12 protein-coding genes, 1 pseudogene and 1 CRISPR repeat array are annotated in these 14,066 nt (G+C 47.9%); of the genes and pseudogenes, 12 read left to right on the top strand and 1 reads right to left on the bottom strand.

The window, feature by feature from the left end:
* The first annotated feature begins 7 nt into the window (after positions 1 to 7).
* The 10 genes and pseudogenes from cas7c (at position 8) to CHA6605_RS09715 (ending at position 11,552) form a co-directional block, all read left to right on the top strand.
* Positions 8 to 1,147, top strand: a complete 1,140-nt coding sequence (gene cas7c / locus CHA6605_RS09750; protein WP_015159300.1) for a type I-C CRISPR-associated protein Cas7/Csd2 — start codon at positions 8 to 10, stop codon at positions 1,145 to 1,147.
* Positions 1,148 to 1,203: 56 nt separating this feature from the next.
* Positions 1,204 to 1,827, top strand: a complete 624-nt coding sequence (gene cas4, locus CHA6605_RS09745; protein ID WP_015159299.1) for a CRISPR-associated protein Cas4 — start codon at positions 1,204 to 1,206, stop codon at positions 1,825 to 1,827.
* On the top strand, positions 1,824 to 2,855 hold the full coding sequence (gene cas1c / locus CHA6605_RS09740; protein WP_015159298.1) for a type I-C CRISPR-associated endonuclease Cas1c: 1,032 nt from the start codon (positions 1,824 to 1,826) through the stop codon (positions 2,853 to 2,855). Before cas4 ends, cas1c begins: the two co-directional genes overlap by 4 nt.
* A 2-nt stretch (positions 2,856 to 2,857) precedes the next feature.
* Entirely contained in the window at positions 2,858 to 3,151 is a 294-nt protein-coding gene (gene cas2 / locus CHA6605_RS09735; RefSeq protein WP_015159297.1) for a CRISPR-associated endonuclease Cas2, read from the top strand.
* Between the two features lie 170 nt (positions 3,152 to 3,321).
* A CRISPR array of direct repeats spans positions 3,322 to 6,812; the repeat unit is 37 nt; unit sequence GTAGCGATCGGCTTTCGGGTTGATCGAGGATTGGAAC.
* 119 nt (positions 6,813 to 6,931) lie between these two features.
* A complete protein-coding gene (locus tag CHA6605_RS35055; protein ID WP_198288478.1) occupies positions 6,932 to 7,396 on the top strand; it encodes a transposase family protein in 465 nt (154 codons plus the stop codon).
* Entirely contained in the window at positions 7,338 to 8,165 is an 828-nt protein-coding gene (locus tag CHA6605_RS31495) for an ISL3 family transposase (RefSeq protein WP_198288477.1), read from the top strand. Before CHA6605_RS35055 ends, CHA6605_RS31495 begins: the two co-directional genes overlap by 59 nt.
* A 374-nt stretch (positions 8,166 to 8,539) precedes the next feature.
* Positions 8,540 to 9,631 (top strand): ATP-binding protein, encoded by a 1,092-nt coding sequence (locus CHA6605_RS09725; protein WP_015159296.1) that lies wholly within the window; start codon positions 8,540 to 8,542, stop codon positions 9,629 to 9,631.
* A 32-nt stretch (positions 9,632 to 9,663) separates the two neighbouring features.
* Positions 9,664 to 9,771, top strand: a pseudogene (locus CHA6605_RS37220) (four helix bundle protein); the annotation flags it as partial.
* A 122-nt stretch (positions 9,772 to 9,893) separates the two neighbouring features.
* The gene (locus tag CHA6605_RS09720; protein WP_015159295.1) at positions 9,894 to 10,334 is read left to right on the top strand and encodes a hypothetical protein; all 441 of its coding nucleotides are present in this window, start codon (positions 9,894 to 9,896) and stop codon (positions 10,332 to 10,334) included.
* 9 nt (positions 10,335 to 10,343) lie between these two features.
* On the top strand, positions 10,344 to 11,552 hold the full coding sequence (locus tag CHA6605_RS09715) for a coiled-coil domain-containing protein (RefSeq protein ID WP_015159294.1): 1,209 nt from the start codon (positions 10,344 to 10,346) through the stop codon (positions 11,550 to 11,552).
* Positions 11,553 to 11,885: 333 nt separating this feature from the next.
* On the opposite strand, the gene CHA6605_RS33965 is transcribed toward CHA6605_RS09715, so the two are convergent.
* On the bottom strand, positions 11,886 to 12,167 hold the full coding sequence (locus tag CHA6605_RS33965) for a hypothetical protein (protein ID WP_157259942.1): 282 nt from the start codon (positions 12,165 to 12,167) through the stop codon (positions 11,886 to 11,888).
* Between the two features lie 13 nt (positions 12,168 to 12,180).
* Between CHA6605_RS33965 and CHA6605_RS09705 the strand changes: the two genes are divergently transcribed.
* Positions 12,181 to 13,011, top strand: coding sequence for a hypothetical protein (locus CHA6605_RS09705; RefSeq protein ID WP_157259941.1), 831 nt, complete (start codon positions 12,181 to 12,183; stop codon positions 13,009 to 13,011).
* Positions 13,012 to 13,113: 102 nt separating this feature from the next.
* A complete protein-coding gene (locus tag CHA6605_RS09700; RefSeq protein WP_015159292.1) occupies positions 13,114 to 14,064 on the top strand; it encodes a tyrosine-type recombinase/integrase in 951 nt (316 codons plus the stop codon).
* The last annotated feature ends 2 nt before the right edge of the window (positions 14,065 to 14,066 follow it).

The raw sequence follows: 14,066 nt of genomic DNA, 5'->3' as shown, positions 1-14,066 counted from the left end.
ATAACCCATGACTGTTCATTTAGATTGTCAGCGTCGTCATGATTTTGTATTGTTATTTGATGTCACCGATGGCAACCCGAATGGCGATCCTGACGGCGGTAATATGCCTCGAACTGATGCCGAAACTTCCCACGGTTTGGTGACAGATGTTTGTCTAAAACGGAAGATTCGTAACTACGTTTCGACTTATGCTGAATATGAAGCTACTGAGGAACAAGCGAAACACTTAAACATCTTTGTCGAGCATCATGGCGTATTAAACAATCAAATCCGTCGCGCCTATACCGAGCAAGGAATTCCTACAGGTAAACCCGCCAGTGAAGTTATTAAAGAAAACAATGTACTGGAAACTTTACGAGAGTATAAGCATCTATTACCTGCTGCTTTTACTTTCACTGATAGTGAAGGTGATACCGAAGAAGATGTAATCGCAACATTAGCTTATTCAGGTGAATTGACTGATGCCGAACTCAAGGAAGAGCTAGAAAAAACTGAAGAAATTTATCAAAATAAAGCAGTAAAAAAATTCATTGATGCTCTGGTGAAAAAAGCTGGTAAACCAGATAAAAGCCGAGCCAACGCTGAAAAAGCTCGTAAATGGATGTGCGAGAATTTTTATGATGTGCGGATGTTTGGGGCGGTAATGAGTACGGGTTTGAATGCGGGACAAGTGCGTGGCCCCGTTCAACTAACCTTTGCTAGGTCGTTCGATCCTGTATTACCGCAAGATTTGGCAGTTACCCGCGTTGCTGTTACTGATGTTAAGGACGCTGAGAAACTACAGACGATCGGACGTAAAACGCTGATTCCGTATGGTTTATACATGATGCGCGGTTTCTATTCCCCATCGTTGGCAGCCCAAACAGGCGTTAACGATCGAGATTTAGAACTGTTCTGGGAATCGTTGGTTAAAATGTGGGATTTCGATCGCTCGGCTTCGCGGGGGTTAATGGCTCCCCGTGGCTTGTATGTCTTTTCCCATGAGAGCAAACTTGGTAATGCGCCAGCGCATAAGTTATTCGATCGCATTACTGCCCAGCTCGACAATCCTAGCGAACCACCACGCAAATTTGGTGACTATCAAGTCTCGATCGATGATGCCGAACTACCCAGTGGTGTGACGTTGACTCGTTTGACTGAGGGATAGATAGGATAGCCCCCAATAAGTTGGGGGCTTTGTTTTGTTGTTTACGATCGAGTGCTGTGGAAAAGACTGATGACTATGTGATGGTGAGTGCGCTTCAGCACTTTGTTTATTGTCCGCGCCAGTTTGCGCTGATTCATTTGGAGCAGGTGTGGCAGGAAAATATTTATACCCTGCGGGGTTTGCGGGTACACGAACGGGTGGATGTGCCCGGTCACGAACTAATTGAGGGGGTACGGGTGGAGCGATCGCTTGCTCTAATTAGCCATCGCCATCAACTGCGGGGGATTGCTGATGTGGTGGAGTTTTTGGTAGACGGTACGCCCTATCCAGTGGAGTATAAATCTGGCTCGCGGAAGGCAAAGGATGCTGATGCCGTGCAGCTTTGCGCTCAGGCGATGTGTTTAGAAGAGATGTTCGATCGACCCGTAATGACTGGGGCGTTGTTTTATAGTGCATCAAAGCGACGACGGGTGGTGGAATTCGATCCTCGATTGCGATCGCTGGTGACGGAGACTGTGCGAGCGGTGCAGGAGACTTTTGCAAACCAAGTGATGCCTAGACCCGTGGCGGATGTTCGCTGTGAGGATTGTTCTTTGATAGAGGCTTGTCTGCCGCAACCACTGAAGAAATTCGATCGAGTCTGGGATGCTCAAGCTGTTTTTAGGATTGATGAGATATGAAACAAATTTTGAATACGTTGTACGTCCAGACTCAAGGGACGTATCTCCAGTTAGATCATGAAACGTTGAAAATCAATATTGATGAGGAAACTAAGCAGGTGCCTTTGCACCATTTAGGATCGATCGTAGCGTTTGGAAATGTTTTGTTCAGTCCATTTTTGATTCATCGCTGTGGGTTAGATGGTCGATCGATCGTGTGGTTGTCACAAAGCGGTCGGTTTCAGGGACGTTTGGCGGGGCCAACGACGGGGAATGTCTTGCTTCGACGGGCGCAACATGAAGCGATCGGGAATTCCGATCTGACGTTAAATATCGCGCGGTATGTGATGGCGGGTAAGTTGCAAAATACACGCAATGTATTGATGCGGGCGGCGCGAGAGGCTAAAGATAGTGGAGATGAAGCGAAACTACGAGCGGCGGCGCAGGTGCAAGCAGAAGCAATTGGAACGGTCGAAAAATCAGCGGATATAGATAAACTTCGTGGCGTAGAGGGATATGCTGCCAAGGCTTATTTTGGGGCGTTTAGCGCAATGATTCGGATGAATCGGGAGGGGTTTGAGTTTAGGGAGCGATCGAAGCGACCGCCGAAGGATGCGATTAATGCGCTGTTGTCTTTTGCCTATGCGCTGTTGGCGAATGAGTGTGTAGCGGCTTGTGAGGGTGTGGGACTAGATCCGCAAATGGGTTTTTCCCATGTGTTGCGGCCAGGAAGACCTTCGTTAGCGTTGGATCTGATGGAGGAGTTGCGATCGGTGGTGGCCGATCGATTGGTGTTGAATTTGGTGAATCGGGGACAGATTAATCCAGGAGATTTTGTCGATCGTCCAGGCGGTGGCGTAAATCTAACGGAGGACGGACGAAAAGAATTTCTGGCAGCTTATCAAAAGCGGAAGCAGGAGGAGGTGCTGCATCCGATTTTAGAGGCAAAGGTGCCGTTGGGTTTGGTGTGTCATGTGCAGGCGCGATTGTTGGCGCGGCATTTGCGGGGGGATATTCCGCAGTATCCACCGTTTATTTTGCGGGGTTAATAATGAATATTTTGGTGACGTATGATATTGCAGATACAGAGTCAAAAGCGGGGGCGAAGCGGTTGCGCAAGGTGGCGATCGTCTGTAAGGATTATGGTCAGCGAGTACAGTTTTCGGTGTTTGAATGCGAGATTGACCAGATGCAGTTTGAGGTGTTTCGATCAAAGTTGTTGAAGACGATCGATGTGCGGGTGGATAGTTTGCGGTTTTATAAGTTGATGGGGGGACGCGATCGAGCGGTGGAGGCTTATGGGGTGGATAAGTATGTTGATTTTAATGAGCCTTTAATTTTGTGACGCGAACCTCTAATGGTGTCTGTTTTCCTGGGAGGTTCGCGTTGCCTTACTGGGTAAGGGTTTAACTTGGTTGGCTTGATGTTTTGGAGGGTTGAGATGTTGTTAGTTTTTAGGGGTTCGCGTTGGAGAACGTTGAAACATTTGCTGTATATGGGTTTAAAATAGAAGCCGTAGCGATCGGCTTTCGGGTTGATCGAGGATTGGAACTGCCGTGGGTGGGTTGGTACTTGGCGTTACATCCTGTAGCGATCGGCTTTCGGGTTGATCGAGGATTGGAACATCTTCAGCAGAAGGACGGACAGAAACCGTCAACGGTAGCGATCGGCTTTCGGGTTGATCGAGGATTGGAACTATCTCGCGTTGGTGCTTGACCTGCTGCCTTGCGTAGCGATCGGCTTTCGGGTTGATCGAGGATTGGAACTACTTGCTCGCTCGCGTACCCAAATCGGCAAAGTAGCGATCGGCTTTCGGGTTGATCGAGGATTGGAACAGTAGATGGCTCCATCGGGCAGCGGTGGCTGTTGGTAGCGATCGGCTTTCGGGTTGATCGAGGATTGGAACTTGATTGTCGGTAACTCGGAGGTGCCGACCCAGCACACGTAGCGATCGGCTTTCGGGTTGATCGAGGATTGGAACAACACCCAAGGACAGATCCGATTCTGGGTACGATGTAGCGATCGGCTTTCGGGTTGATCGAGGATTGGAACTAATATACTAGCCGATTTTGTTGACAATCAGATAATATGTAGCGATCGGCTTTCGGGTTGATCGAGGATTGGAACAGCGAACGCCAGACACGAGCAAGTGTGGGTTATGTAGCGATCGGCTTTCGGGTTGATCGAGGATTGGAACAGTCGCGAGGTCGAGATGGAAAAATTGACCGATTTTGTCGTAGCGATCGGCTTTCGGGTTGATCGAGGATTGGAACCACCGATGGGAGGATTTAGAGACATAGGTTAAAATCAAGTAGCGATCGGCTTTCGGGTTGATCGAGGATTGGAACTGGAAAGTCAGCAGTCTCGATAAATTTCCCGCTCGTAGCGATCGGCTTTCGGGTTGATCGAGGATTGGAACTGCCTGTGTCGATGCTATTTGCCCCAAGTGCGGATCGTAGCGATCGGCTTTCGGGTTGATCGAGGATTGGAACCCCAGCTCCGAGTTGCACGAGGTTTTACCCGTGGTGGTAGCGATCGGCTTTCGGGTTGATCGAGGATTGGAACTAGCGCAATACCGCTAGTGCTACCCCCAGGTGTACCCCGGTAGCGATCGGCTTTCGGGTTGATCGAGGATTGGAACTAGCTGCTTCTCGATTAGTGGGATTGGCTTTTTGTAGCGATCGGCTTTCGGGTTGATCGAGGATTGGAACCCCAGCTCTAAAAGATACTCGATAGTAGGCTCGGTAGCGATCGGCTTTCGGGTTGATCGAGGATTGGAACGATCGAATGAGTTAGGAATTGCTCAATTTCGTCGATGTAGCGATCGGCTTTCGGGTTGATCGAGGATTGGAACCCTTATCGCAATCCTTTATTAAGCAGACAGTAAAGCGTAGCGATCGGCTTTCGGGTTGATCGAGGATTGGAACAGCACTTACAAACTCGCCTTGGGGCTGTTGTGGTGTAGCGATCGGCTTTCGGGTTGATCGAGGATTGGAACTTCCATATCCTGACTTGGGATTTTTACCATCGTGCGTAGCGATCGGCTTTCGGGTTGATCGAGGATTGGAACCAGGATTCGCCTGTTAGGGTGACGTAGACGTCACGTAGCGATCGGCTTTCGGGTTGATCGAGGATTGGAACAAGTTAGCACTACTGATTTTAGTTTGTCTATCCGTGGTAGCGATCGGCTTTCGGGTTGATCGAGGATTGGAACCATCAGTTGATGTTTCTGTTTTGTTAACCGCAGGTAGCGATCGGCTTTCGGGTTGATCGAGGATTGGAACTGGTCAATGCGTAAATTACTTGTGAGTCTTCCAGGTAGCGATCGGCTTTCGGGTTGATCGAGGATTGGAACATTGTTGGTAGTATCATCGGTAGCAATTTCTGAGTCGTAGCGATCGGCTTTCGGGTTGATCGAGGATTGGAACGTATCGATCGCCACATTGTAACCGCTACGTACCGAGGTAGCGATCGGCTTTCGGGTTGATCGAGGATTGGAACATCGGTCTGACCGCCGCAAATTAAAGCTTTGGTGCGTAGCGATCGGCTTTCGGGTTGATCGAGGATTGGAACCCCAACTGGCATCGGAAATCGATCGATTCAATCGTAGCGATCGGCTTTCGGGTCGATCGAGGATTGGAACCTGGAGATACAGCGGTCACACCCGTGGCTTGGAAGTAGCGATCGGCTTTCGGGTCGATCGAGGATTGGAACATCAACAATCCTAACCCATCTGGTGAAGGGACATACATCGTAGCGATCGGCTTTCGGGTCGATCGAGGATTGGAACACCATACTGGGGCTTGCGATTTTTATATGGCTGGAGTAGCGATCGGCTTTCGGGTCGATCGAGGATTGGAACGCCGTAACCGTACCGCCAAAATCGCCACCTTTGTAGCGATCGGCTTTCGGGTCGATCGAGGATTGGAACGTAGACATAGACAGCAACCGTCAGAAGTCCCTTGTAGCGATCGGCTTTCGGGTCGATCGAGGATTGGAACCATGGTGAATCTGGCGGTATTAAACCCCCTTCGTAGCGATCGGCTTTCGGGTCGATCGAGGATTGGAACATCGACTCCGATCCATCGCTGATAGATCTTTGTAGCGATCGGCTTTCGGGTCGATCGAGGATTGGAACCATTTACCGGATGAGTCGGCGTAGCGAATATTCGTGTAGCGATCGGCTTTCGGGTCGATCGAGGATTGGAACTCCAGAATATTGTCGATAAGGTTGACAATGAGAACGCGTAGCGATCGGCTTTCGGGTCGATCGAGGATTGGAACTCCCCCAGCGGCAACAATCTCCGATCGTTCGCCCGTGTAGCGATCGGCTTTCGGGTCGATCGAGGATTGGAACACTCGATTGGCGGTAAAGTTCGTTTTGGCTGGTGGTAGCGATCGGCTTTCGGGTCGATCGAGGATTGGAACTGTGTCTGCGTCGTGTCGTCGGTGTGTCTGGATAAAGTAGCGATCGGCTTTCGGGTCGATCGAGGATTGGAACGAGATTAGACGACAACAAGACTTCAGCTTGGCACCGACGTAGCGATCGGCTTTCGGGTCGATCGAGGATTGGAACACCGCCCCCGACGACGGTGGTATGGATAAGCTATGTAGCGATCGGCTTTCGGGTCGATCGAGGATTGGAACAGTGGTTGGTTTAGTAGGCTTTGAATCAAATAATTGTAGCGATCGGCTTTCGGGTCGATCGAGGATTGGAACCCTATCAACGATACCTAGATGCTAAATATTTTGTAGCGATCGGCTTTCGGGTCGATCGAGGATTGGAACTGGGATGAGATTTCTACACCCAAGCTTAAACCGCTGTAGCGATCGGCTTTCGGGTCGATCGAGGATTGGAACTGGCTATCAGTTCGCGCGGGGGGTGGAAAATGCCGTTGTAGCGATCGGCTTTCGGGTCGATCGAGGATTGGAACTAGACCATCCCCGCTCTAAATCCGAGGTAGTGCTAGTAGCGATCGGCCTTCGGGTCGATCGAGGATTGGAACCAAAAATAGCGTATTGAGTTCGAGGTAATCCTGGGCAGTGAACAAGCCGCACTAACGGCTCTCCTCGCATCCTGGGGTAAAATGTAGCCTAGGCTACATTTTACCCCAGGATGCTCACTATGGACTTTCATCTCAACTCTCTTCTGGCTTTAGAAAATGCCACAGTTTTTACATGTTATAAAGAAACAGATTTTATTTGTCTACACCTTCAGTTAAATAACGAAGGGATTAATTGCCCTAATTGTCAAGAATATACGGATTGCTTACACAATACAAGTTATCGACTGGTCAGAGATCTATCAATTTTTGGTAATTTGGTTTATTTAAAAGTGCCACGTCGAAAATACTATTGTAAATCTTGTGGTAGATATCCAACAGAAGTATTAGAGTGGGTAGAAAAAGGAAGAGGTTTTACTTGCCGATATGAAAATTATATCTATGCCCAAGTAAAAACTTTAACTGTCGAACAAGTTAGCAAGCAAGAGGAATTAGGCCGCGAACAAGTTCAAGGAATATTCACTAGAATTGCTGCAAGAGAATTGGCAAAAAGCGGATGCGCGCTCGTCGGGTTCCCCGACGGTTAAGCGCACCAAGCAAGACTGGGGAGATGCACGACGAATCAGCTTAGATGAATTTAGTCGCCGTAAAGGAAAAGGTCAGTTTGCAACAGTCGTTACTAATTTGGATAATAGCTCACTGTTAGAAGTAGTTGACTCCCATAAAAGTGATGACATTATTGAGGTGCTCAAGCGGCAACCAGAACAAATGCACGCCTCTGTCGAAGAAGTTTGTGTTGATATGTGGGGAGGATTTCCCAAAGTTATTAAAGAAGTATTTATCAACGCTGAGATTGTAATAGATCGATTTCATGTGATGAAGCTAGTTAATAAATCATTAAATAAAATCAGGCTTAAATTAGGATTAACTGGCTTGAAAAACAAATCATTACTGACGACAAACAATCGAGACTTGAACGATGTGGAGCGAGTCGAATTGAGCGAATTATTTCAACAGTCAACCGTTCTAGAGATTGCCTATGAATTCAAGGAGGAACTTAGACACATATATGAAAGCAACTCTACTGTTAAATCTGGATTGGCTAAAATGAGAAGATGGTTAAAATATGCAGGTTTATTTTTTGCCGATATCGCCAATACACTTGAAAGTCACTTGCCAGAAATTGCTAATTTTTTTGCTAACAGAACCACAAGTGCAGTCACGGAAGGGATTAATACTAAAATCAAGTTAATTCTGAGACAAAGCTATGGTTTTGCAACTTTTGAATTGATGAGAGAAAAACTATTAGCTTGCTCGATGAGAATGAACTCCGCTCCGCTGCGTCCATTTGAATAAGTTTAGCTTATAACTTTAACTACGAGAGAGCCAATCAGTCTTTCCAAACAAATTCAATAATTGAATCAAACGTTTATTGTCGATCGAAAATCATCTACCAGACGTTTTCGATCGACAATAAACGTTTGACTCATTTTGCCTAAACGTTTGCATAACGAATGAGAATGCCACCTAAATTTAAAAAAATTACTAGTTATATGCACTGCAAATTTTTCTATGACGCAAACGTTTGGATATAAACGTTTAAAACAAATGATTACTGCAAACGTTTTTATCGATTAAATACATGTTTTGGCTCGGTTACTTAAATCTAAGATCGATTACGATGATCTGAAACCAGAGGCGATTTCCCAAAGGGAACGCGATGCGAACGAATGGCGAAACCACTACCCAAAACTATATTGAAACCCCAATCCGATCGGGGGAAAGTATTGCAGCCAAACACACCATCTCGATCGAGATCGCTCGTGCATTTGGGCGATGAGGTGTACTGGGATTTGAATAAAGCCGCTAACCCGCACATGGTCATCATGGGGACATCGGGTAGTGGGAAGACTCAAACCTTAAAGGCGATCGTCTGGGAACTGTACCGAGGATTCCCGTCTCGATCGATCGTCCTGGATTTTCACGGCGACCAAGAGTTACCAGGGGAGATCTGCTACCCGATTCACATGGCATCTGCCTATGGCATCAACCCACTGGTCATCAACCTCGATCCTGAAGGTGGCGGCTCTAAGCTGCAAGCTATCTCGGTCGCGGCAACTTTAAGACGCGCTCTAATCATGGGGACAAACCAAGAAGGGTTGCTGATTCTGATGATTGGAGAACTTTACGAACAGTTCGGCATCACCCAGGAAAATCGCCAGACCTGGACGATACCCCCTCCAGATCTAGGAGATTTAGAAATAGCGATTATTCACCGCGCCCAAGGTGGCTGCAAGGACGCACAAGCCCTACAAATCAAATTGGCGGCGACTTTTCAATATGAGGTGTTTTCACGCCCTCAAATCGATTTAAGCGCAGGGAAACTGATTCGAGTCGATTTATCGAAGCTGCCACCAGAACTAGGCGCGATCGCGGCTGAAGCGATTCTCAAACAAGTTATGGACGCTCACCGCCTCGCAGGAGAATCGCCCGAACTCAAAACATTTGTGTTTGTCGATGAAGCTAAAGAGTTGAAGGGATCGAAGACACTCGATCGCATTACCGCAGACGGTCGGAAATATGGATTAGGAATAGTCCTAGCAACTCAAAGGGAAACTCACATTAGCCCTGATGTTTTAGCTAACACCGCTACCAAAATTCTGTTACCTGTCGATGTGGCAGATATCCGCAAAGTAGCTAGCCGCTTCCGGTTCGACGCTGGACGAATCGCTAACTTGGGGACATTTCAGGCTTTAGTCCGCACTGGCGGTACGGCGGTCGCTTGCACCATCAAACCGTTTTTTGGAAGAATTAATAGTTAATAATTAATAATTAATAATTGGGGTTTAGTTCGATGGTTACGGATAATCCAGTTCGGGATAAATCTTTTGGGTTTGCATTGAGGATAGTTAAACTCTACAAGTATCTTCAAGAAGAGAAGAGAGAGTATGTACTTAGAAAAATTAATAATTAATAATTAATAATTGGGGGTTGTTTGATGGTTATGGATAATCCAGTTCGGGATAAATCTTTTGGGTTTGCATTAACTATTAATTATTAATTATTAATTATTAACTATTAATTATGAACAAGAGTTTGGTTGTTGGCTTATCTTATCTAACGGTCGTGGCTTGGGGCTTTCTACCGACGCTATCGAGCCACATGAGTAAAGCGGTTGCTTCGGTCAATCGCGATTCCCTAAACGGGACGCTTCTGCTGAGGCAGAGGCTCCGCCAACGCGATCGCAGTGCGCCCGAAAATGTGGAGCAGAGGTTCGCTCAACAACCCAAACGCCTGAAAATTCAGCTCGAACTGACCACGCCCAAAGACCTAAAGGTCGAAGAGGGTCAGCACGTCATTAAGGGTCAACTCATCGCCAACTACCAGCAACAACCAATCGCCGCCCCCTACGCCGGATCGATTCTACGAGTAAAACTACTATCTCGCCATAGCGGTCTACTTAAATACGAGGTAGTGCTACTCACCTCCCATCAAGCCCAAAAACCATCCACCATTAATTATTAATTCTCAACCGTGGACAGAATCTTCGTTACTACTGTGTCTTGCCTGAGCATCGGTGCTTGGTGGTGTCTAGTCACTACCGACAAACAGACCAATGGTGCGGTTGCTTCGGGAACTTTTACACCTTCAGCGGTGGCAGTCGATCGATTTAACGACCGACCAGACACCTCGACAATCGCCAATCTGCGGGGCGTGGACAACCAGGTAACTGTAACCCAGCGCAAGAGTACCAAGAGATTAAAGATCGAGGTCGATGTTGCCAAACCCCAAGACTTAAAAGTAAAGGAGGGGCAACATGTAGCCACCAACCAACTCATCGCCGACTATCGCCAGTCAGAGCGTGTCGCTCTCCAAGCCGAACTCGATCGGGTCAAGCTGTCGATCGCCAAGCTCAAATCGACCCCAAAAGTTAAACCCTTACCAGTAGTTAAGGTCAAGCAGCTCAAGAGTACGATCGCTCCCAATTACGATCGAGAGAATGCGGAGATTGCCACGGCGAAGACGAAGATAGTAGACCTCCAGCGCAAACTTCAACTCGCTCGGAAGCAAGCGAACGCCGCATTACCAGAGAGTGCAAAGGTTAGATCCCTGACCCTGAGCGCGGAAGATCTTCAAAAGACGATCGCCAGACAACAGCAGAAAATCGATGCACTGGCAACGATGGATGATGTGGATAAGGCGATCCAAGACCACGAAGCGGCACAATTAACGAAGCTCAAACAATCTCTCCCTGAAGCCCTCGCACAGGTTCAGGAGGCTAAGGCTAAGGAGGAAACCACCCTCGCCAGCCGTCAGAGCAAGATCCAAGAGATCGAACTCGAACTTGCCAACGCCGAGCGGGATCTCCAACTCGCCAACGCTCAACTAAGTTCGGCGGTAGAAAAGAACTCCCAGGCGGCACTCGATCGACAAATCGCCGAAAACGAACGGCAGGAGAAAGTTTGGAGAGCGCAGCTAGAGAGCATTAAGCAATCGGAAGTAGCTAACCTCGAAGCCCACGAACGAGATTTCCAACTCGCGCAACTCCAACTTAAAAAGCAGCAGTTAGAGCGACAGATCGCCAGCCTGACGGGAATAACCGCTCCATTCGCTGGAACGGTTAGACGAGTAAAGCTGTTATCTCAGCAAGGGACTATGCTTAGGTACGAAGTGGGACTAATGTATGCACAAGGGACAGTGCAGAACAGATCCGATGCGATTCCGGTGTGGCAGGAGGATTAGTTAATAATTAATAATTAATAATTAATAATTAATAATTAATAATTAACTAATAATTAGTTAATTATTAGTAGTTAGTAGTTAGTAGTTAGTAGTTAACGAGAAGCAGGGGTTTAAATCCCCATCCTAACAACCCAATTCTCAATTCTCAATTCTCAATTCTCAATTCTCAATTAATTTAATAGTGGATAGTTTTTGGCTTCGATGGAGGGTTGTAATGACTGTGGCGATTGCGCTGGGCGCAGGCTTCGCCAACGCAGTTGCTTGTTTACCGCTGCCTGTAATGGCGCGAAAACCTAAATCTACACCTGCACCCCAGCCCTTGAGGACTGTAGACTATCGCTTCACGCCTAAAGCTTCTGGATCGTCGTCGAAGACAACTTCAACTTCTAATCGATCGCTCGTGCCTGCTTCAATGCCGTCATCGACAACAACATCTTCAACAACTACCCCAACACCAGCACCCAGCTCAACCCCAAGCTCTACACCCACAGTAGCAACACCAACCCCTACGCCCACACCAGCACCAACCGCTAGCCCTGCACCTGTAACCCCAACTTCTCCAGCATCGACACTAAAGCCAACCGCTACACCCGCTTCAACAACCAGCCCTACCAAAGGTTCTAACGTGGTGCCACCGCCACCTCCACCACCTCCACCACCTCAGTCAGCGGAAACCCCAAACAACCCCCTGAGCGAACCGCAGGATATCAATAAGATCCTGAACACCACGATGAGTAACGACCAATGGGTGTTGATGTATCAACCGCTCGACTGTCTGGACACCTCCCTCGAATGCGTCCAGAAACTTCAACAGCAGTCGATCGAGAATAGTCCAGTCATTCGCGAACTTAATGTCAAGATTCAGGAAGTGAACGCCAGGATCGAGGAAGCTAAGGTCAATAACAAGAAGTCGATCGAATTGGCGATTTTCGAGCCAGCATTACAGGCGTTTTTACGGAAGGATACGGTTTTTGAAAACGGGCAAACGCGCACGATCGGATTCTTCGAGCGAATCGGACAACTATTTACCAATCCTGGGGCGGTACTTAACGATCTATTCGCCGCGTCGGGGGTGCAAGTGTTACGTGGGGCGTATGGGGGGAATGATGCCCAACAGAGTCGAGCAATCCAGATCTCAGATCTGACGGTGAAAGTAGCGGAGATGGAGCGGGGAAAAGTAGAGATCGCCAATAAGATTCGGGAAAAAATTCAGGATTTAGTGTTGGCCTTTGATGTAGCAGCGCGCGAGTTTCAGGCAGAACAGCAGATCGTCAGGATGGAGGTGAAGTCGTTCAAGATTTACTCGGTAACTTATGCGGCGGGGGACGGAAACACCGATACATACCTTCGCCGGAAGGAACAGCTAGAGCGATCGAAGCTGAAAGTATTTAAGGATTGGGCAAAGTTGAGGGCGCAGATCGTTAATTTGAAAAATATGGTAATACCAAAAGAAGTATAAAGAATGATGGATATCTAATGTAGTTTTTACGTAGCTTAATTACAATATTCAGAGTCCGACAATAGCAATTTACGGACTCTCAACTCGGCTAGGAGCAAGATGATGGGTGAGATCGTTAATTCTGAAGTTTTGTCAATTTCATTTGACAATTGCACTATAGAGCGAGATTTTTTAAGTGAGTTTTTGCGAGTGCAAAATTCGCCCCAAACTAAGCGATTGTATGCGGCTTCGATCGAGCATTTCTTTCAATCCGTCGCGGGGCTATCGGCAAGCCCTCAGACGATCGCGGCTTTTCTCCAGTTAGAGCAAGGGCAAGCGATCGAAGTGGTGTTGCGGTATAAGGCAGATCTCCAACAGACGGATCTCAAACCAGCGACGATTAATAACAGGCTGGCAGCGATCAAGTCGTTAGTGAATCACGCCCAGAAATTGGGTCGGTGCGATTTCGATCTCAAACACGTTAAGGGTTTGAAGAGTCAAGCCTATCGGGATACGACGGGTGTGGAGCCTGGGGTCTACCGTGACGCAATTAATACGATCGATCGCACTACGCCCAAGGGCAAAAGAGATTACGCGATCGCGCGGCTGCTGTGGGATAACGCCCTGCGGCGGGTGGAGATCGAACGGTTGGATTTGGGTGATTACCAGCGTCCGAAGCTGTGGATTCGCGGCAAAGGGCGCGGCGAGAAGGAGGTAATCGATTTGTCTGCGAAGTCGATCCAGGCACTAGATGAGTGGTTGGCGGCGCGGGATAGCTGTAAGAATGACGAGCCGCTGTTTATTGCTCTAGATAATCATGCTTATGGCAGTCGGTTATCGGGCCGATCGATCGATCGCAATGTAGTCAAGAAATTTGGGGTAGAGACTAAGGTATTGAGTCCTCATAAGGTACGCCACTCGACGATAACTGCGGCTCTCGATCGAACTAATGGAGATGTACGGAAGGTACAGAAATTTAGTCGGCACCGGAAGATCGATACTCTGTTGATTTACGATGATAATCGTTTGGGGGTGCAGGGGGAGATTACCGATACGGTCGCGGATTTGGTTTAGTC

This window comes from Chamaesiphon minutus PCC 6605, assembly GCF_000317145.1.
Lineage (GTDB): Bacteria > Cyanobacteriota > Cyanobacteriia > Cyanobacteriales > Chamaesiphonaceae > Chamaesiphon > Chamaesiphon minutus.
Note: the sequence above shows the minus strand (reverse complement) of the source record. Positions and strands in the feature narration are given on the sequence as shown.

Excerpts from the sequence above, each read along its gene's own strand:
- cas7c (WP_015159300.1), top strand. The coding sequence starts at position 8 with ATGACTGTTCATTTAGATTGTCAGCGTCGTCATGATTTTGTATTGTTA.
- cas1c (WP_015159298.1), top strand. The coding sequence starts at position 1,824 with ATGAAACAAATTTTGAATACGTTGTACGTCCAGACTCAAGGGACGTAT.
- cas2 (WP_015159297.1), top strand. The coding sequence starts at position 2,858 with ATGAATATTTTGGTGACGTATGATATTGCAGATACAGAGTCAAAAGCG.
- CHA6605_RS35055 (WP_198288478.1), top strand. The coding sequence starts at position 6,932 with ATGGACTTTCATCTCAACTCTCTTCTGGCTTTAGAAAATGCCACAGTT.
- CHA6605_RS09725 (WP_015159296.1), top strand. The coding sequence starts at position 8,540 with ATGGCGAAACCACTACCCAAAACTATATTGAAACCCCAATCCGATCGG.
- CHA6605_RS09720 (WP_015159295.1), top strand. The coding sequence starts at position 9,894 with ATGAACAAGAGTTTGGTTGTTGGCTTATCTTATCTAACGGTCGTGGCT.
- CHA6605_RS09700 (WP_015159292.1), top strand. The coding sequence starts at position 13,114 with ATGGGTGAGATCGTTAATTCTGAAGTTTTGTCAATTTCATTTGACAAT.